16 protein-coding genes are annotated in these 20,568 nt (G+C 40.5%); 7 read left to right on the top strand and 9 right to left on the bottom strand.

The window, feature by feature from the left end; all coding sequences use genetic code 11:
* Nucleotides 1-338: 338 nt before the first annotated feature.
* The 4 genes from A6754_RS17050 (at nt 339) to A6754_RS17035 (ending at nt 8,824) form a co-directional block, all read left to right on the top strand.
* Nucleotides 339-2,843, top strand: coding sequence for a GH39 family glycosyl hydrolase (locus A6754_RS17050; protein WP_066448568.1), 2,505 nt, complete (start codon nt 339-341; stop codon nt 2,841-2,843).
* A 469-nt stretch (nt 2,844-3,312) separates the two neighbouring features.
* The gene (locus A6754_RS17045; protein WP_066448566.1) at nt 3,313-6,060 is read left to right on the top strand and encodes a glycoside hydrolase family 3 protein; all 2,748 of its coding nucleotides are present in this window, start codon (nt 3,313-3,315) and stop codon (nt 6,058-6,060) included.
* A gap of 74 nt (nt 6,061-6,134) precedes the next feature.
* On the top strand, nt 6,135-8,468 hold the full coding sequence (locus tag A6754_RS17040; RefSeq protein ID WP_066448563.1) for a glycoside hydrolase family 3 C-terminal domain-containing protein: 2,334 nt from the start codon (nt 6,135-6,137) through the stop codon (nt 8,466-8,468).
* A gap of 80 nt (nt 8,469-8,548) precedes the next feature.
* The gene (locus A6754_RS17035; RefSeq protein ID WP_156495816.1) at nt 8,549-8,824 is read left to right on the top strand and encodes a hypothetical protein; all 276 of its coding nucleotides are present in this window, start codon (nt 8,549-8,551) and stop codon (nt 8,822-8,824) included.
* A 389-nt stretch (nt 8,825-9,213) separates the two neighbouring features.
* On the opposite strand, the gene cydC is transcribed toward A6754_RS17035, so the two are convergent.
* Genes cydC through A6754_RS17015 form a run of 4 tightly spaced genes read right to left on the bottom strand, consistent with a single transcriptional unit; the run spans nt 9,214 to nt 15,086 of the window.
* Nucleotides 9,214-10,944, bottom strand: coding sequence for a thiol reductant ABC exporter subunit CydC (gene cydC / locus A6754_RS17030; protein ID WP_066448559.1), 1,731 nt, complete (start codon nt 10,942-10,944; stop codon nt 9,214-9,216).
* Nucleotides 10,941-12,677, bottom strand: a complete 1,737-nt coding sequence (cydD, locus tag A6754_RS17025) for a thiol reductant ABC exporter subunit CydD (protein ID WP_066448552.1) — start codon at nt 12,675-12,677, stop codon at nt 10,941-10,943. Before cydD ends, cydC begins: the two co-directional genes overlap by 4 nt.
* A 15-nt stretch (nt 12,678-12,692) precedes the next feature.
* Nucleotides 12,693-13,733, bottom strand: coding sequence for a cytochrome d ubiquinol oxidase subunit II (locus tag A6754_RS17020; protein ID WP_066448548.1), 1,041 nt, complete (start codon nt 13,731-13,733; stop codon nt 12,693-12,695).
* 15 nt (nt 13,734-13,748) lie between these two features.
* Nucleotides 13,749-15,086, bottom strand: coding sequence for a cytochrome ubiquinol oxidase subunit I (locus tag A6754_RS17015; RefSeq protein WP_082851720.1), 1,338 nt, complete (start codon nt 15,084-15,086; stop codon nt 13,749-13,751).
* A gap of 58 nt (nt 15,087-15,144) precedes the next feature.
* Here A6754_RS17015 and A6754_RS17010 point away from each other — a divergent pair, with 58 nt between their 5' ends.
* From A6754_RS17010 to A6754_RS17000, 3 genes are all read left to right on the top strand, one after another.
* Nucleotides 15,145-15,468 carry a hypothetical protein gene (locus A6754_RS17010; protein WP_066448543.1) on the top strand — a complete coding sequence of 108 codons (324 nt, stop codon included), beginning with the start codon at nt 15,145-15,147 and terminating at the stop codon, nt 15,466-15,468.
* A 144-nt stretch (nt 15,469-15,612) separates the two neighbouring features.
* Nucleotides 15,613-16,275, top strand: coding sequence for an HAD family hydrolase (locus A6754_RS17005; protein ID WP_066448538.1), 663 nt, complete (start codon nt 15,613-15,615; stop codon nt 16,273-16,275).
* A gap of 100 nt (nt 16,276-16,375) precedes the next feature.
* On the top strand, nt 16,376-16,744 hold the full coding sequence (locus A6754_RS17000; protein WP_066448534.1) for a hypothetical protein: 369 nt from the start codon (nt 16,376-16,378) through the stop codon (nt 16,742-16,744).
* A 320-nt stretch (nt 16,745-17,064) separates the two neighbouring features.
* Here the strand turns inward: A6754_RS17000 and A6754_RS16995 are convergent, their stop codons facing one another.
* Genes A6754_RS16995 through A6754_RS16975 form a run of 5 tightly spaced genes read right to left on the bottom strand, consistent with a single transcriptional unit; the run spans nt 17,065 to nt 20,554 of the window.
* Complete coding sequence (locus tag A6754_RS16995; RefSeq protein WP_066448531.1) at nt 17,065-18,093, bottom strand: ion channel; 1,029 nt, start codon at nt 18,091-18,093, stop codon at nt 17,065-17,067.
* 3 nt (nt 18,094-18,096) lie between these two features.
* Nucleotides 18,097-19,323: a glutathionylspermidine synthase family protein gene (locus tag A6754_RS16990; RefSeq protein WP_066448528.1), complete on the bottom strand. Its 1,227-nt coding sequence runs from the start codon at nt 19,321-19,323 to the stop codon at nt 18,097-18,099.
* Nucleotides 19,317-19,772, bottom strand: coding sequence for an RNA helicase (locus A6754_RS16985; RefSeq protein WP_066448524.1), 456 nt, complete (start codon nt 19,770-19,772; stop codon nt 19,317-19,319). The genes A6754_RS16990 and A6754_RS16985 overlap by 7 nt, the downstream gene beginning before the upstream one ends.
* A 19-nt stretch (nt 19,773-19,791) precedes the next feature.
* Entirely contained in the window at nt 19,792-20,190 is a 399-nt protein-coding gene (locus tag A6754_RS16980; protein ID WP_066448522.1) for a DUF350 domain-containing protein, read from the bottom strand.
* Between the two features lie 28 nt (nt 20,191-20,218).
* Nucleotides 20,219-20,554, bottom strand: a complete 336-nt coding sequence (locus A6754_RS16975; RefSeq protein ID WP_066448521.1) for an aminotransferase yhxA — start codon at nt 20,552-20,554, stop codon at nt 20,219-20,221.
* Nucleotides 20,555-20,568: the final 14 nt, after the last annotated feature.

The following is a 20,568-nucleotide window of genomic DNA, read 5'->3' as shown; positions in this document are numbered from 1 at the left end:
AAGAAATCAGAATGGGAAAATCATACATAAAAGTAATATAAAACAATCCCGGTGCGCCATTGTGGATATTTTTGCAATGCTAGTGGAGAAATTCCGACTATTGGCTCAAAAAACGTGAAAAAGGGCGGTTTTTTGGGAGATAACCGGAATTTCTCCGCTTATTTAGTCCGAAAATAGCGCTAAAATGAAAATAAGCGGAAAAGCTCCGCTTATTTGAATCCGGGTTGAGCTCCACTCTCTTATTTAAGATGTGTCGAGGGTGCTGTCCCCCTAAAAACTCACAAACCTAGCGAGACAAGGAACCCGTTCCCTTACCACATGACCAAGGAGAGTAGATCATGCAATACCAATATGAACAGATTAACTATCAAGCTGATTTGCCAGTTAATATATTCACTCAAACTGTTGAACGTTTTCCATATCATTGGCATGAAGATACAGAAATTCTTCTAATTCTGGATGGAGAATTGGAGATTCGAATTGACCAGGATCGCTATAGACTTGAAAGCGGAGATATTTTTCTTGTTAATGGGAATGAGCTTCATTTTATTGATTCATATACGGACTATGGAAAAACTCAGGTGTTAGCCATGCAGATGGATAGCCGGTATCTGAAGAATTTGGGCATTGATATGGAACAAAAGCGATTCTACCTAAATTCAAGAGATGAAAAGAATACACCAAAAGGAATTATGGATGATCTAAAATATATTCTTGCCAATATGATGGATTTGATTATTAATAAAAAGAGTCATTACCAGCTAAAGATGAAGAAGTGGTTATTGGAGCTAGCGGTAATTCTGCTGGAGCATTTTGAGGTACAACACAGAACAGACGATGCTCAGCCCGATCATGATAAGAGGCTGTTAGAAATTTTAAAGTATATGAACAAGAACTGCATGAAGGCTGGTTTAAGTTTACAGGATATTGCGGATGAATTTACGCTGAATCCTCAATATTTATCCAGGTATTTTAAGGCCAAGGTAGGCGTGTCCTTTAAAAAGAAATTAGATAATATGCGATTAAACAAATCTTTAATAGCCCTGCAGACAACCGATCAAACAGTCACTGAAATAGCATTGCAATATGGGTTTCCAGATAGCAAAGCGTATTACCGTGTTTTCAAAGAAGTGATCGGGACAACACCTAAAGAGTTTCGCGATGCCTTTAAGGTGGAAGTCGAAAACAACATCGCTAAGGATTATCTTAGTATTAATAGCAGTGAATCACTGGCAAATTTGTTTAAATATCTTCAAAGAGAGCGAAATAACCAAGAGGTATATAAACAAAAGTCGAGGTCTTTTATGGTTGATTTAACACAATCAAAAAGACCAATCCATCATACATTTACGAATTTGCTGACGTTTGGCTATGCTCCACTTGCTTTAAGACATGATTTTAATCAGCAGCTTACGCAGATTCAAAAGGAAATAGGCTTTAAATATGTTCGGTTTCATGGCATTTTCGCCGACCAGATGCACGTATACAATGAAAACGCCGATGGAAGCTATTATTTCAATTTTAATTATATTAATGCAGTTATAGATAATCTGCTTGAAGCAAATGTGAAACCTTTTATTGAAATAGGATTTATGCCAAAGGATTTAGCTTCGACTGAGCATACGATTTTTGTATGGGAAGCTTACGTCTCACCGCCAAAACTAATGGAGAGATGGAAAGAGTTAATGGAAGCATTTGTCCGGCATTTGATTAATCGGTATGGATTGGATGAAATTAGAACGTGGTATTTTGAGTTTTGGAACGAGCCGGAAGTGCCATTCTTCTGGAGAGGAACCAGAGAGGAATTTTTCACCTTATTTGTGGAGACATATGAGTCGATTAAATCCATTGATTCTAAAATTAAAATAGGCGGATTCAGCAGTATTAATTTTGTTAAATACCAATCATGGATTGACGACTTTCATTATGTCACTGCAAAAAAAAATATAGATTTAGACTTTTTCACTTTTCATGTTTATAACCTGGCTCGTAAACCAAACTTTGAACCACAAGCTCATAAAAAGACACCTGTTGAGAATATACAGAGTGTGACAGATTTTAAGTCCATCATGCTTGGTGATGAGCATAATCTTTCGTCGAATATAGACTCTGTTTTGGAGAAAAGCAGCGCCTTACACAAGGATACAAAAGAAGTTTGGATTACTGAATGGAACGGAAACAGCGATAGCCAGGATTTACTTCATGATACATGTTATATGGCGGCGTTTATCGCTAAAACAGCAATAGAAAATTTTGAAAAAGTTAATGGAATGGGATACTGGACGTTTACTGATGTATTTGAAGAGTTTAGCCCAAAAATGTCCTTGTTTCATGGAGGGTTTGGTCTCATGACCTACAATGGGGTTAAAAAAGCAGGATATCATGCTTTCTATTTTCTATCCCAACTTGGCAATGAGCTGATAGCAAAAAGGGAAGATATGATCGTGACGAAAAGAGGCGAAGATTATCAGATTTTAATCTACAACTACAGTCATCCTAACTATTTATATCGCTCTTTCGACTACTCACAATTGTCACAGGAAAGTCGGTATTCTGTTTTTGATGATGAAAAAGTCCAAGCTTTTCAAGTCACTTTAAATGGTATGAATGGCGATTATCGCATGAAAAAGCAATATGTAAACCGCGAGCAAGGCTCCTCCTACGATTCCTGGGTTGATATTGGTGCACCGAGCGACCTAGACGATGAAACGGTTGGTTATTTAAAAGGAAAAGCAGAACCCGGCATAAAGATCGAGGATATAAACGCAAATCAATGTTATACACTTATAACTGAACTACAGCCCCATGAAGTTCAATTCATAGAGTTTAAAAAACATTATTAAATATGTAATCAGACCATTCGCAAGAAGATAAAGCGGATGGTTTTTTTGTTCAATTGGGTACCTGCAAATTAGGTGTATGTCAAAAATCGTAACAATTATTTATATATTCCACCTCCATTAAAAGATAGTTTTAACAGCTTGTTTAAAAATAGGTCATTAATTGGAGCAAGAATTCTATTGTATTGGAATGAACTATATCCTAGGACTCTATATACTTGATTTACCTGCTTCTGCAGGTGCTGCAATGATTTGATAACGTTTTCTAAGTACCGCTTTAATGTGCAAGGAGAAAATAAACTATGTAAAGTAGAGATTTTTCGTAATAATGGAAGCGCTCACTTAAAGGGGAGATTCATTAGAGATGGTTCAATTGATGATGGTAAACTTTTAATTCAAAAGCATGGTTCAAAGTTACCATCGAGTTTGTATTGAAAACAAATTAAAGAGCAAAAAGGCAGGAGGGGTCATTTTGTTAGAATACTTTAAAAAGAGAAAAGCCTGGAAGCAGGAAATATCGGAACAAGTGAAAAAGGATCGTGCAAAGCGCAAAGAAAGAAAGCAGGAGATCTCAGCGCTGCCTGAAGCAGAACAGAAAGCAGCAATGAACAGCGATAAATTGTTGCTAAAAGATCAGAAGCAGCAAAGAAAAGCAGAACTTAAATCTTTAAGCCGCAAAGAAAGAAAAGCAAGGAAAAAAGAGATAAAAATGTACAAAAAAATCAAGAATAGACCGAGACGTATTGCTGGTTGGTCAGTTATTGCTATCTTGCTGCTGACTGTTGGGGTAACTTTAGGACCGACAGCTTTAAGCGCAGTTGAAAATATGACTGGTAAACATATTAACATTGATACCACAAGCACAGAGGCCGTCAAAGCCAGAGAAGCGGCTGATGCCATCTCAGAAGAAATTGCTAATGAAGGAATTGTTTTATTAAAAAATGAAAATAACTCACTTCCATTAGCAGATAAAAAACTTAACATATTTGGTTCCAATGCCTTTAGTTTTAAATATGGCGGGGGCGGGTCTGGTGCAGCCGACCAAACACGTGCAGTTCCTTTATTTGATGCCCTTGAGAATGCAGGAATACAATATAATCAGGAATTATATGATTATTATGCGAGTCTGCCAGAATTAGAAGGAGCAGCAAATGAGGCAGATGCTGGTTTTGTTCAAGTCGTTAAAGGGATGTTAGGCGGTGCAGAGGCAGCTGGTGAACCAGATGTATCGGATGCTGCTTTAGCTCAAGCGAAAGAGTACTCTGAAAATGCAATGATTATTATTCAAAGTGACTCTGTAGAAGCGTCCGATGTAAGCAGTGATCAATTAAAGTTATCTGAGGAGATGCATGCTTTAATTGAGAAAGTAGCTGAAACCTTCAGTAATGTTACGATTGTGGTGAATGCTGGGAATACATTGGAATTAGGAGTTATTGATGAATATCCAAGCATTCAGTCCGTCCTATGGGTTGGAACACCGGGACCTTTTGGAACGGTTTCACTTGCAAAAGTACTATCAGGCGAACTGAATCCATCTGGGCGCATTACGGATACGTATGTGTATGATGTAGGGTCTGCACCAGCAAGTGAAAACTTTGGAGATTATCAATATGAGAATTTAGACAAAGCTTACCTTAATTATGAAGAAGGAATTTATGTAGGCTACAGATTCTATGAAACTTACTATCAAGGCAATGAAGAGGGATACAAAGAAACCGTTCAATTTCCTTTCGGTTCAGGTTTAAGCTATACAACATTTGATTGGAATATAACAGAACAGCAATTAAACAATGAATCTATTCAATTGCAAGTAGAAGTGACGAATACTGGTGAAGTGGCTGGAAAAGATGTCGTTCAAGTGTATTATTCTGCTCCTTATACGCCGGGAGGAATTGAGAAGTCTGCTATTAACTTAGCTTCCTTTTCAAAAACTCAATTACTTGAGCCAGGAGAGTCTGAAGTAGTAACGATCCATTTTGATACTAGAGATATGGCTTCTTATGATATGGAAAATGAGAACTATATTTTAGAAAGTGGAACATACCTAATTAAACTAGGGAAAAATGTCCATGAAATTGACAGTACACTAGACTTTGAATTGGCTGATGACATTGTGTATGAAACAGATGCGGATACAGGAACAGAATACAAAAATCGCTTTTCTGAATCAGGTAACGAACTGACGGTACTTTCCCGTAATGATTGGGAAGGAACATACCCTTCAGATGAAGATGATTCAAAAATGGCTTCAGATAAAGTGATTGAGAGAGTTCAAGGTCATGAGTTTCATGACGATGTGGAAATGCCTGTTACAGGTGCTGACAACGGACTTAAATTAGAAGATTTAAAGGGATTAGATTATGATGATCCTAAGTGGAATGAATTCTTGGACCAGCTCACGGTCGATCAAATGATTGATTATGTAACAGAAGGGGCTTATCATACAGGAGCAATTGACGAACTTGGAATACCGAATACCGTTTTAATGGATGGACCTGCAGGATTCAATTTCTTCTTTAAAAAATTTGAAGCAGGTGCATATCCAAGTGAAATTGTTATCGCATCAACTTGGAACCATGATTTAGCCTACGAGATGGGTGAAGTAGTTGGAAAAGAAGCAAAAGCATACGGAATACACGGATGGTACGCTCCTGCTCTTAACATTCACCGCTCAGCTCAAGGTGGAAGAAACTTTGAGTACATGTCAGAAGACCCTGTATTAAACGGACTGATTGGCGCGAATCTGTCAAAAGGTGCTGTTGACCAAGGGGTTATCGTCTTCATGAAACACTTTATTATGAATGAGCAAGAAACGAATGCACGCTCTGGGATGCTAGTATGGTCTAATGAACAAGCCATGCGGGAATTACACCTGCGTCCTTTCGAAATGACGGTAAAAGAGTCTGGTGTAACAGGTGCCATGTCCAGTTTCTCTTATATCGATGGAAAATGGGCGAATCCAGCATTATTAAATGGAATGTTAAGAGAAGAGTGGGGATTTGAAGGCGTAGTTTCTTCGGATGCGGTATTCGGGTTTATGGAACCACAAAAGGCCATTACTTCTGGCAATGATCTGATGCTGGATATTCTCTCGGTTCCAAACAATCAGAAACAGTTAGAAGAAGCATATGCTGAGCATCCAGAAGCGATTACAGCAGGACTGCGAAATAGCATGCATAACTCACTATTTGCAACACTTCAAACATATTTATTTGACTAAACTTATTTTGATATATAAGGAGAAGGCGGTCTAAGTTCGCCTTCTTACTATTTTGTCTAGAGCGGCGGTGCAGTATGAAATATAAAGACTTAATTAAACAAATGACATTAGAAGAAAAAGCTTCTCTCATGTCTGGAGAAAATTTTTGGAACACAAAGGCAATTGAACGCCTCGGCATTCCATCCATTATGCTAACCGATGGCCCACACGGACTGCGTAAACAAGGCGGGAAGGCTGATCACCTTGGCTTAAACAAAAGCTTGCCAGCCACATGTTATCCTACTGCAGCAACGCTGGCAAATAGCTGGGATAAATCACTTGTATACAACGTAGGACAAGATATTGGCAAGGAAGCAAGCAGTGAAAAAGTAAGTGTCTTGCTTGGCCCGGGTTTAAATATTAAACGCAATCCGCTATGCGGACGTAATTTTGAATATTTTTCTGAGGATCCATACCTGACTGGTGAACTGGCAAGTGAAATGGTAAAGGGAATTCAGGCAAATGGCATTTCAGCCTGCCCGAAGCATTATGCGGTTAATAGCCAGGAACATATGCGAATGACGATTGATGAAATTGTAGATGAACGTTCGCTCCGGGAAATTTATTTAACTGGATTTGAGAAAGTTGTAAAAGAAAGTAATCCATATACGATGATGTCTTCTTATAATAAAGTAAATGGTGATTATGCAAATGAAAATCAGCATTTAACTGACATTTTATATAATGAATGGGGATTTGATGGCGTTATTGTAACAGACTGGGGCGGGAATAATGACCGTGTTGCGGGGTTAAAGGCTCATAATCAGTTAGAAATGCCATCCACTAACGGCATCACAGATAAAGAAATTGTGGATGCCATACATGCAGGAACACTTGATGAATCTATATTAGATGAAGCGGTCGATCAATTGCTGACACTAATATTTATAGTTAGTTTTGAAAATAAAGAACCGGTGCAAGTTGATTATGAAGAACATCACAGCAAGGCAGTTGAAGCTGCCCGTCAATCAATCGTACTTTTGAAAAATGAAAATCGAATCCTTCCACTTAAAGCGGGAACAAACGTAGCGGTGATTGGTGATTTCGCAAAAAATCCAAGATATCAAGGTGCAGGTAGCTCTTTAATAAACCCCTATAAATTAAGCAATTCACTTGATTATTTACAAAAGTCTTCTTTAAATATAGCTGGATATGCGCAAGGATTTAAGCGGATGGGAGCGAGCAGCAGTAAATTGGTGCAAGAAGCAGTAAGTCTTGCTAAATCTGCTGAAGCAGTCCTTTTATTTATTGGTCTTGACGAAAGCAAAGAAGCAGAAGGAGTAGACAGAGAGGATTTAAAACTAGCTCAAAATCAATTAGAACTTGTGGAAGCTATAACTAAGGTAAATAAGAACGTAATCGTTGTACTAGCTGGCGGCGGAGCCCTTGAACTGCCATTTGCAGATCAGGTGCAAGGCATTATACACACGTACCTTGCTGGTCAGGGCGGCGGTGAGGCAGTCGTGGATTTATTGCTTGGCAAATTCAATCCAAGCGGCAAACTAAGCGAAACATTCCCAATACAGTATACTGATGTTCCATCATCGGATTATTACCCTGGAAATCAAGCAAGTAGTGAACATAAAGAAGGCCTATTTATCGGTTACCGTTATTTTGAAACAGCGAATGTACCTGTGCGTTATCCGTTTGGATATGGACTATCTTATACAACATTCGAGTATTCCGATATTGTGATAGATGGCTTACATGTGTCGTTTAATTTGACCAATAGTGGTGATGTGGCGGGAGCCGAGATTGCACAACTGTATATTGAAAAGGCAGATTCGGTCATTTTCCGCTCTAAGAAGGAATTAAAAGCTTTTGATAAAGTCTACTTGGAACCAGGCGAAACGAAGAAGGTATCGTTAACATTAACAGATAGAGACTTCTCATACTATAATCCCGAGATCAAAGATTGGGAGATTGAGTCGGGGAATTACATGATTCAGATTGGCAGCTCTATTCAAGAAATTCATTTAGAGGGCACAGTTGAAATGGCTGGTGCTTCACCATCTGTATTCTTAAAAAGTAGTTACCCTCACTATGCATCGGCGAATGTAAAGCAAATCACTGATTCAGAATTCGAACGTTTACTGGGGAGGGAGCTTCCGTCAAAAAGTTGGGATCCTCATAAAGATCTCGGAATGAATGACACCATTAACCAAGCACAATATAAAAACTGGGTAGGCAAATTATTATATAACTCCATTATGTTCGTCCACCACTTCTTAAAAAAGATTGGAAAACCGCTAACAGCAAACAATGTATACTTTGTGATTAATATGCCATTCAGGCAAATTGACCGCTTTTCAGGCGGGAAAGTGAGTAGAAACAATGTAGAGCGATTGCTGCGATGGATTAATCGATAAGTTGTAAAAGAACTAACTCTTTCGCCAAAGACAGTAGGTTATGGTGGAAGAGTTTTTTTGTTGGAAATGCCGGAGTGATTTTGAGCGTTTTTGAAAAATTAGGGTTGAGCGTCAAAAAGAGTGGGTCGAGGGACCAGTCCCCAGAAATTCTGTGGGTTGAGGAACCTGTCCTTAAACCCGTATGGATAAAGGGGAGCTTGTTTATAATAAGCGGAGAAAGTTCCGTTATTTTAAAAATTACGCTAAAAACAGCCAAAATAAAGGGAGAAATTCCGGCTATTGGATCAAAAAAGGTGAAAAAGGCCGGTTTTGTGGGAGATAACCGGAATTTCTCCGCTTATTTAGACCAAAAATAGCGCTAAAATGAAAATAAGCGGAAAAGCTCCGCTTATTTTCCCCTAGGAAAGAGCGCCAAGAGTGGGTCGAGGAACCTGTCCCTAAAACCCATGTGAATAAAGCGCGCATGTTTATAATAAGCGGAGAAAGTTCCCTTATTTATAAAATTACGCTAATAACAGCCAAAATAAAGGAAGAAATTCCGACTATTGGCTCAAAAAAGGTGAAAAAGGGCGGTTTTGTGGGAGATAACCGGAATTTCTCCGCTTATTTAGACCAAAAATACCGCTAAAATGAAAATAAGCGGAATATCTCCGCTTAATTTCCCCTAGGAAAGAGCGCCAAGAGTGGGTCGAGGAACCTGTCCCTAAAAACCCACCCAAAAACCCACGCCCAAAAACCCAGTGGGTCACTGAACCTGTCCCCAAATCCCATTCTCAATCATCTTCATCCGATAAAAATACCCTCTCATCTCCATCAATTCCTGATATGTCCCGCTTTCAATAATCCTGCCCTGATCCATCACGATGATTTGGTCCATGTGTTCTAAGCCGGTTAGGTTGTGGCTGATGAGCACAATGGTGTTGTCTTTTGCTCCAGTAAATAGTCTGTTCATCACTCGCTGTTGGGTAATGGGATCAACAGACGAGGTTGGTTCATCCAGCAGCAGAAGACTTCCCTTTTTCAGCATCGCTCTGGCGATGGCAAGTCTCTGTTTTTCGCCACCGGAGAGATTTGCGCCTTTCTCCAAAACCACAGAATCCACGGATAAATGGTCTAGTTTTACATATGAAAGAACTTCATTCATTTTATCATCGGAAATATTGTCACCCGCAAGCCTTAGGTTTTCTCGAACACATCCATAAAAGAAGTGATTGCCCTGAAGAACAGGGGAGATGTTCTTCCAGAGCTGATCTTCATCCAGATGGGCTAGATCCTGCCCCTGTATACGAATGGTTCCGCTGGATGGCGGATAGAGTTTTAATAAGAGATGTAGTAATGTCGATTTTCCGGAACCGCTTGGTCCAACAATCGCTGTTTTGGACCCGCTCGGTAATTGCAAAGAAACATCTGTTAGAGTAGGGCGCGCTTCACCTGGAAAACAAAAATGCACGTTTTTACATTCTATTTCCGGGGGACCATCTAGCTCTGTCAATCTGCCATTACTTTTCAGCTCTTGTTGTTTCTCTGCTTCATTGATGATTGAAGACAGCCGTTCGGCAGCATGTCTAGTATCTTCAAAATAACCCGGTACCTCGGTCATTGGAGCTGCCGTCTCAAATACCGTCAAGGAAATAAGAACAAGCATTGCCAAAAACACGCCATCAACCTCCCCGGCAGATACCAGGTAAGCCCCTAAAGCGATCACAGACCAGGAAGTAAGCAGAGAAAACCAGTGATTAACGGCGGAGTTTAATTGTTCTTTTTTTCCCTTAACTTCCTGCTCTTCAATATAAACGTCTGATGTTTGACTCAGCTTCTTTTCTTTAGAAGATAGCCTCTGATAGAGTTTTAAATCTAAAAAGCCATATAAAAATTCGGTTGTATCAGTAGATAGTTCAGTGCGAAGCTGCCGAATTTTTGCTTGGATGCCACGCTGTTTGATGGCAAATATAAAGGGAATACAAAAGCCGGTTATCACCAGCCCTAATAAAAGAATTAATGCAACAGGCCAGGAAAACATAGCAGTGAAAAGAACCGTTGTCAGGAAAACAACGAGCATCACGATCGGCGGATAATACACACGAAGGAAAAAATTCTGCAGGCTCTCTACATCGCCCACAACCCTCGCCAACAAGTCACCGCTGCGAAAGCGCTGAAAAAGGGATGGCGCAAGTGGCTCTAGTTTGGTAAAAAAGTAGGTTCTTACATTACTAAGAATCGTAAAAGTAGCTCTGTGTGAGTAATAGCGTTCCGCATAACGGGCAAAGGCGCGAATGACGGTGAATAATTTTAACAGAGCAACAAAAATGGTCAGGATATAAAGCGGCGGAAGCAGTGCTGCCTTCGAAACGAGATAGCCGCTGTCGGCAAACACAGCAACCGTGGATAATCCAGCCAGTACGCCATAGATAATCGAAATGTACATATCTTTTCGTTCGATGAACATTAATTTGATTACGAATCTTAACTCCGTCATCCGGCCGCGCCTCCTTGATGTTCTTCTACCATCGTCAAATAATCCTTCGTCTGTTCCAATAGCTCTTTATGAGTACCTTTTCCAACTAACGTTCCTTTTTCAAGATACAAAATACAGTCTGCCTGTTTGATGGTATGTAATCGGTGTGCAACGGTAATGATGGTTGCAGTCTGGGCAAGCTCTGCAATCGACTTTTGCAGAATGCTTTCTGTATAAAGATCCAGTCCGACAGTTGGTTCATCAAACAGGATAATGGAAGGTCTTTTTAAAAAGGCACGGGCAAGTGCAATCCGTTGCTTTTCCCCGCCGGATAAGCCTCTGCCAGCTTCTCCAATAGACGTATTTATGCCATTTTCTAATTGCTGTATAAGCTCAGTGAGTCCTGCTTTTTCCAATACAGTGCCAAGCTCGTTTTCAGAAATCTTTTTCTCAGGACACGCAATAAGAATATTATCTTTAATGGTTCCTGAAAAAATATAAGGATCTTGTGATATATAAATAAGCTTGTCGAACCATTCGCGTTCATCATAGGTAAATAGCGGCTCATCATTGACTAATACTTCTCCAGTTGCGGGCTTGTAGATCCCAGCTAGTAAGTGAAGTAAGCTTGTTTTGCCAGCTCCGCTTGGTCCAATGATCGCAATTTGGCTGTTGGGTTCAAATTCTGCGTTAATGCCATGTAAAGAAAAATGATCCTCACCATATGTAAAAGATAGATTATTTAGTACCATGCTGGGGGGACAGGCTGTGTCCGACAGCATTTTATTTCCCCATTTAATAGTCTGGTGGGAGCCTTCAAGCTCATCTATTATTTTCTCCGCAGCAGCCATACTGCCTTTTCCTGCATGAAAGGCACTGCCGACATCCTTCAGTGTTTTATAAAATTCAGGCGCAATCGCTAAGACAAAGAAGGCTGGGAAGAAAGAGATATTTTGATATATGACAAGGCGGAGTCCAACTTCCAAAGCGATTAGTGCAGTCCCTAGCATTGAAATGAGCTCGAGCACAAGAGAAGAGAGGAAGGCGAATTTAAGGACATCCATTGTTGCTGTCCGATAATCAATGCTGCTTTTTTTAATAAGAGCTGCTTCTTCCTTCACTTTTCCAAAAAGCTTCAATGTGACTAATCCTTGCAGGCTATCAAGAAATTTCCCTGCAAGGACAGTGAGTTTCTCCACATGCTGAAGGGCCTTTTTCTCTGTTTTTTTTCCAATGATAATCATAAAGACTGGAATGAGTGGAGCCGTCACAAGCATAATGACTGCTGAAACCCAGTTTTGCCAAACTACGGCTGCTAATAGAATGATTGATACAATGGAAGATAAAATCCGCTGTGGATAATATTTGCTGAAATAAGGGTCAATTTCGTCCACAACATCTGTCACCAGCGTTACTTTTTGACCTGATTGCCCTTTGATCGATGCCTGAACAGGGTTATGGGAATACTGTGTGATCAATGCTTGTCGAAACTGTTTTTTTGCTTGAGATGCCATCGCTATCCCGGTTTTTCCGTGAATATAGGCGCATAATCCTCTTACTGAAAACACAGCTAAAAGAGCTGCTAGTTGTAAAATAACAGCTGAAAACGGCATCTCTTCTAAAAAAATGTTCGTAACGATGGATACAATCAATAATGCCTGCAGTACTGTCATGCAACCTATTACAAACGCCGTAAACGAAAGAGAATACATGCTCCTTTTCTGTTGTTTGGCAAGATCTTTTAGCTGCTTCACCTTTTGTCCTCCTAGCTACCGTACATCATCCACTTTTTTGTCTGTAAGATATCGTTTATCTTTGAGAAATAGTCGCCAAAACCAATAGAATAATGGCACAAGGATTGCCATGCCGATTGCATATCCCCACAGAAGGGAAAGATACATTTGCTTATTTGTCACTGCTTCATAAATCGTCAGATCGGGATAGACAATATAGGGCATATGCGCCCAGCCGTAAGCAAAGCTTGCTAAGCCAATCTGCGCCACCATGAATAGAACTGCAACCCGCGGCTGCCCGACCCGTCCTTTTTTAGATGGCCACCAGAGAGCACTGTATCCAATGGAAAAAACAACGAGGCTTAAGGCAAACAGATGCCATTGTCTGGCCATATTTTCAACCATCCACATCGCTTCCGGCATCAGTGTCATGGTTGCCGCAACAGCCATACTAAGCATGATCGGACCGAGGATAATCGCATTTTTTCGATACACCTCATATGTTTCCATTGCTTTTGCTTCTCTGGCATAATCGCTCAGGAAGAGGGAGGACAGAAACAATTCAGCCGCTAAACCAAACCCGATATGTGCATAAAGAGTTGGGCTGGAAAGCAGTCTGTCATAAAGAATATAATGATTGCCGCCAACAATCTCCACAAACCCGCCAATAATAATCGGAAGGATGCTTAGCATTAAGGCAGGAATGAGCAGACCGGTAATGCCGGAAATGTAAGTAAATAGCTTTGTATACTTTTGCACTGAATAGGAATACACCATAAAGGCACTTCTGATGATCAGCAAAATAAGGACGAAGCTGACCGGAACAATCATGAACGACCCTAACGCAAAAGCTGCATGAGGAAAAAAGCCGACTAAAGCAACAACAAATAAAACTAAAAAGACATTTGTTACTTTCCAGGAAGGATTTAAATACAAGTTCGCTATGCTTGCTGCGGTCGTATCTTTCCGGCCAAAATAAAACATCGACCAAAAACCGGCACCAAAATCAATCGCTCCGCCTAAAGCATATAGGAACAAAAACAGCCAGATCACTACGATGGCAACATTGGCTTCCATTAAGTTTCCTCCCTTCTAAACCGTTGTGGTTTGACTTTCAAATTCTTTTATAAGCGGATTGCGGCGGAAATAATAACGCATCACAAGCGCTGTCACGACTAATAGAAAACCATAGAGCGAAATAAAAATGATAAAGAAGGTTCCAAGATTTGCTGATTTTGTTGCAGCTTCTGCAGTCCGCTGAATGCCATAAATGGTCCAAGGCTGTCTTCCGATACAGGCAAAAATCCAGCCTGTCTCAATGCCGAGCATGGCTAAAGGTCCGCTTGCAACTAAAGGAATGAGCACCCAATTCGGGTATTCTCGTTTTTTAAAAAAGATCCGATAAGCTAACGCACCAAATGATAGCGCAATGAGTGCAGATCCAATGCCGACCATGATGTTAAATAAGGTATGAACAAAAAGTGGCGGCCACTCGTCCCGTGGATATTCATTGAGTCCAACAACGACTCCATCAAGAGAACCGGTTGCCAGATAGCTGAGCATGCCTGGCACTTCAATCCCGCCGACAACTCGATTTGCTTCAGGGTCTGGTGTACCAAAAATGGATAGTGGAGCATTTGACTGTGTTTCAAATAATCCCTCAGCCGCTGCTAATTTAACGGGTACGTTGTTGTGCAAACCAACAGCTGAATGATGCCCATTTGTTGCTGTCCATAGAGATGTAATCGCTCCAAAAATAAGTGCCATCATTAACCCTTTGCGATGATACGTTTTTTCACTTTGTTTCAGGTTCGGTTTTAACAATTGATAAGCGGCATAGGAAGCAACGACAAATGCAGTCGCTGTATAAGCACTACTTGCAACGTGTATAGCTGTATAACCAAAGGCTGGATTTAAGACCGCTTCCCATGGACGTACATCGGTAATATCTCCGTTCACGATACTGAATCCAGTTGGCGTATTCATCCATGACTGGACGTTGGTGATTAAAACAGCAGAAGCCGTAGCTCCAAGTGCGACGAAAAAGACACTGATGATGCGCATTGTCGAACTTAAGCGGCTGGCCGCATACACGTAAATAGAAAGAAATAAAGCCTCAAAAAAGAACGCAAAAATTTCTAACGTAAAAGGCAGGGCAATAACTTGTCCGACTACTTCAATTAAACCCGGCCACAACAAAGCAAGCATGACAGCTACAATGGTGCCAGATGGAATAGCTACCCCAAGTAAAATTGCAACTGCTTTAGTCCACCGCTTTGCAAGAATTCCATAATCATTATCTTTTCTAACGACCCTCAATATTTCAGCGATGAGAATCATCAGCGTAAGCCCAACTCCCAATGTCGCAAAAATAATATGAAAGATAAGGGATGACCCAAACAGCATTCTCGCAAGCAACACATTATCCATCGTTCTCATCCTTTCAAACTTCATTCATATGGTTATTCTTGTTCAGGATGGATATTTTATGCATTGGTTTTTTGCATTGGTTTTGGGAAAGAGGGACTTGAACAGGCGTGATTTTGGTGGAGGAGGGGTGGATATTGAGGGGCGGAGCGGATTATCTAGAGATTATTATAAAACGGGTGGGTCAAACGCTTGGTCAAGCGGTGGGTCAAGGAACCTGTCCCCTCAACCCAAAATAAGCGGAGAAATTACTCTTATTCATGAAATTCCACTGAAAATAGCCCAAATAGACGGAGAATTTCCGGCTATTTCATCAAAATGCGTGGAAATGACTGGTTTTACGGTGTTTAACCGGAAAAACTCCGCTTATTTTAAGCGAAATTAGCTTATTTTTGCATTTAACGGTAAAATCTCCGCTTATTTAAAAGCCCTATTTTCAGTGAGAAGGATGTCTCCTTATAGGTACAGAAGGATTATGAAAAAGAGATAGAGAAGATTTAAGAACCTGTAGAAAGGAGTGGATCTAGAAATGATAAAAGCTGTTTTATTCGATTTGGACGGGACCTTATTAAATAGAGATGAATCAGTAAAAATGTTTATACAAAATCAATATGACAGACTGAATAAATGGCTGGGGCATATACCAAAAGAGAGGTATATAAGAAGGTTTATTGAATTAGACCACCGTGGATATGTTTGGAAAGATAAAGTATATCAGCAGCTAGTCAGTGAATTTAAGATTACTGATATTACCTGGGAGGAACTGCTTCAAGATTACCTAAGTCATTTTAAAAATCATTGCATCGCTTTCCCAAATCTCATTCGTATGTTAGCAGAATTAAAGACTAAAAACCTTGCTTTAGGCTTGATTACCAATGGTAAAGGACAATTCCAGATGGATAACATCAAAGCATTGGGCATAAGAGATTATTTTCAAACGATCCTAATTTCTGAATGGGAAGGGATAAAGAAACCTGATCCTCAACTATTTAAGCGGGCATTGCAGCAACTTAATGTAACACCTAACGAAAGTATATTTGTGGGCGACCATCCGGACAATGATATAAAAGCTGCCCAAAATATAGGAATGAAGGCAATCTGGAAAAGGGATTCTCAATGGAATCATGCTGCAGCAGACGAAATGATTGATGATTTGGGAGAAGTATCTTTTATTATTGAAAATCTAAATTAAGCAGGATTATAAAAATTGTAGGAAAATAACTGTTATCAAAAAATCCCTATATGTTATAATTGGTGTAAAATTACACTAATATCAGAAAGGGGAGTATAAAATGAGGAAATTTCAAAGTGGTATCCTCATACTCATTCTATTTTGTTTTCCATATGTCTATTTTTCTATGTATCAGGATTTTGATAACAGATCAATGCTCGGTTATTTATTTATGATTATAGTGACCTCACTTCTTGCTTTCTTCAGCAAACGATCTAATAATTTGTTCTTTCTTGTATTAGGGAATATCTTGTCAGCTATTATTTCATATATTTATATAAGTGATATGGCAGGAAACGACCGGTGGGAGGGTTATTTTAAGCCGCTTGCTCCAAATGACTTATTGATCTTGGTTAGTTTGTTGAATTTGATTCCTCAATTCTTTGCTATATGGATAGCGAGAGATTCCAAAAATAAAGAGCAGCAGTGAGCTGCCTTTTTTTATTCATTCTAATATGAATAAAGTTCGTACCCCCACCCAGATTTGGGTCAAGGAACCTGTCCCCCTAACCCAAAATAAGCGGAGAAATTACTCTTATTCGTGAAATTCCACTGAAATTAGCTAAAATAGACGGAGAATTTCCGACTGTTCCCTCAAAATCCGGGAAAATGACTGGTTTTACGGTGTTTAATCGGAAAAATTCCGCTTATTTAATCCAAAAAAAGCTTAATTCTGTATTTAACCGGAAAATCTCCGCTTATTTTAATCTGCTGCAGGACCAGGCCCCCAAGCCCCCAAGCCCCCAAACCCTACCCAACAACCCTCCGATAAGTCTCCTCATCACACAAAATAAACAGCTGCGCACCATTAGGAATAGATTCCTGATGCCTCCGCGCGATATCTAAAGAATTCCCATCAGAAAGCAGTACAGCTCCCATATCAAAAAGGTCCATAGCCGCATCACGGTAGGTTTTCCATTGTGGTTTTACAGAGATAGCATAGAGGTTTTCGCCATCTTTGTTGCTGAGCATCTGGTTGAATAGTTTGCTTGAACCATGGTGGAGGGAGGCTTGTGCCATGAGGCGGGAGACAGAATCATTGGAAAGAATAAATTCATCGACATTGGCATGCTCGAACAGGGCGATATGTTTATCTTTTTTGACTTCGACGATGGTATAAATATTGCGGTTGTATTTTTTAGAGATATGTTCGACGCGAGAGGCAGTGAGAAGGGTTTTGCCATCGGCATATTCTGCCTGATCGTTTCGGTCATCGGAAAAGATTGCGACCGATTTCGCTTCAAGAATATTGGCTTTCAGTAACACTTCTTCTTCAGCAGGATTGCCGCTGATAAAATGGACCTGATCGCCTTCGATTGGTGCACGTTCCAGATGGTCAATGATGACGATTTCCTTTTTCGGACCGCTGCTGGTGATTTCCTCAATGACATTAGCTAACTTTTCTTTTGTGCCGCCAATTAAAATATAATGCTCTTTCCCGGAATACTGCAATTTTCCTTCCTCCTTCCATTTGCGGTAAGTGGTGAACCCTTCAAATAGTTTTCCGATAATAATCCCCATTCCGCCGATGCCAAATGTATAAACAAGGAGCATGGTGAAAACCCTGCCGAGATCACTTGTTGGATAATAATCGCCATATCCAACAGTGACGAGAGTTGTCATCGTCCACCATAAGGCATCGATATAGCGGGGAAAAGTCTCAGGCTCCACCAGCTTCATCGTCACGCTGCTGATAAGAATCATCGCAGCAGCCAGCAGAGCCGCATCAATCAGTCTAATTTTCGTTAGCTTCGAAAAGATTTTATGTAGAATATACATGCTCTACCTCCTGATTCCCGCAGGAAGATAATAAGATAGGTTATTGGTGATGGTTTCGCCAATCCGATAACCGATAGCTCCAGGCTTCCCATTTAGCAGAAAGCTGCCGAGAAGCAATTTGCCATTTTGTTTGCCTTTCTCACTCTGAAAATCCATGGCCGGATGCTCGATATATTGCTGATATACGGGGAGATATTCGGTATAAGAGCTTTGCGCATCCGCTAAAACAAGATTTCCGCTACGATTAAAAATCTCAACCGTATCGCCTTCACGCCCAAAGATCGGCTTTTTCACAAAAGGAATGCCATTTTGGATGAAATAATCTGCTTCCAGATAGGTTTGAAGGAAGTACTCTCCAATCCAGCTATGCTCTTCCTCTGTAAAAAAAGGATGATCTTCTTCATGTAAGCCCCAAATAATTGCCTGAACCGCTTTGTTTTGCAGCAGAAAAGCGGAGGGAGGATTAATAACAGTAAGCTTTCCATCCTCAATCAGCTCTAGTAACCAAAGTCCGATCAGATTTCCTTTGTCATCCTCATCTTTAATCAGGTTTTCAATCGGAAACGTTTGGCGATAGAGAATATCGATTTGTTTCCCTCGCTCATCAAATAGCCCCACACCTTTTTCAATGTGAAGCTTATGGAGAGGGGTGAACTTGGAATCTATTCCTTTTTGCAGATATAGAACCGTTTCCCGATCCTCAATATTGTCTTCATGAGCGGTGAACACAATATGAGGTTCTTTCTTTTGCGAGCTTTGTTTAATGCTTTCCTGTACGGCATTTCTTAACTTTGCTTCCATGCCTTCATTCGGATCGATCATCCCAAACTCCCGGCAGATTTCACCGTTAATCGAAAAGAGCTCTTTAATGAAGGTAGGCGTATCTGCATTAATCTCAATGCATTTATAGCTGTCGCCGGAGGGTATCAGATCTAGCCTGGCGACCACGCTCTCAGAATCCATCGTTTTCAAACCAATATAGGAAAGGGTTTCAGCTGGAAAACCCATTTCAAGAAGTGTTTCATTTGGAACTCTGCGAAGAAGGGAGGCGGTTTTAAAGAAAACAGCTCCAATTCGTTCGCTGATCAGCCGAATGTGATCTGCCTCAGCCTGTTCCAGCGGCTTGATATCATAAAGGGCATATTCCTCCCCATAAAGATCGTGCCAGAAGCCTTCGATTTTTTCATAAAATTGTTTTCGTTTTGTTCGGTAGTCAGTAGTATTCACCATGCTTCAAATTCCTCGACATACAGAACATAGACGCCTCTGTCCTCATCGATCTCTGTCGAAGTCACTTTTCTTTTTCCGAGCTGAGGAATGTCGACAATGTCTTTCAGCAGATAGCGCAGAACGTCAAAGTGAGTATCACAAGGAATACGCGAAAGAAGGCGATAATTTTCCCGCACATTTGGGCTTCGGAACTCGATATGTATTCCTTCTCCCCGAAAGCTTTTTTCTTCTTCACCAGATAAATTTCGACCAATCTCTTTCAGAACGAGAATCTCTTCCTTGCCGTCCATTTCATTCGAGATTAATTCATACTGTGACCCGCGCAGGATCAGGTATGTGCAAAGCTGTCTGGCGTAGAATTCGTCTTTTCCAACAGAGGAAGTTTTATATTCATAGAATGGATCATATCGTCCGTTGCCACGGTCAATATAGTAAGTTAATGCGTCCAACACAGGTCCCACCCTTAATTTAGTAAGATAAACACTTCGCGATAATCAGACCGATGGCCAAGGATAAGGAGAGAAGCATCACACCTACCGCCCGATTATCTTCTTCAATCGCCTTCGTAATGCTAAAACGGATTGTCACCAATTCGGCAATCAGGAATACAAGAATTTGCGAGACAATGCCAATTGCTCCCCAAATCACCATATCCATCAGGTCAATCGAATATTCCGCTGCAGCGCCAAGCACAATCGCAAGTCCTAAAACCTTCCCGCCCAAAAACAAGGCAGCAGTTACATTCTTTTCACCAATCAGGCGAAATTCCTTTAACTTCGGGGTGCTCAGCGTAAAAATAATCATGCCTGCAATAAGAAGCAATAAAGCTACCCCTAAATAAGAAGCAAAATTTAAATATAAATTCATCTTTTCATCCTCCTTTTTCTAAAAGCCATTATCCGCCAGAACTTGAAGACCCACTTCCAAACCCTGAACTCCTGTTTTTCGAATCTCCGGCAAACGAAGAACTGCTTTTATAACTTTTATAGGCAGAGCTATTCAGCAATGCATTCTTCCCTTTGTAAAACGTCCCGCCATAAAAAAAATGCCCATAATGCCGGGAATGATCATCATCACATTCATATACACCATCATCCTCATCCCATTCCCAATCATCACAATCCGTATCAGTGGGAGGAGGAGGAACTTCCGCCTGCGAGCTGCAGCCCGAAAGACCGATTGTCAGAGCAGTCGCCGTAATGCCCGCCATGACTAACTTCGTCTTACCCATACTTTCACCTCGTT

This window comes from Cytobacillus gottheilii (genome assembly GCF_001636345.1).
Lineage (GTDB): Bacteria > Bacillota > Bacilli > Bacillales > Cytobacillaceae > Cytobacillus > Cytobacillus gottheilii.
The sequence above is the reverse complement of the archived record's forward strand: the minus strand, read 5'-3'. Positions and strand labels throughout refer to the sequence as shown.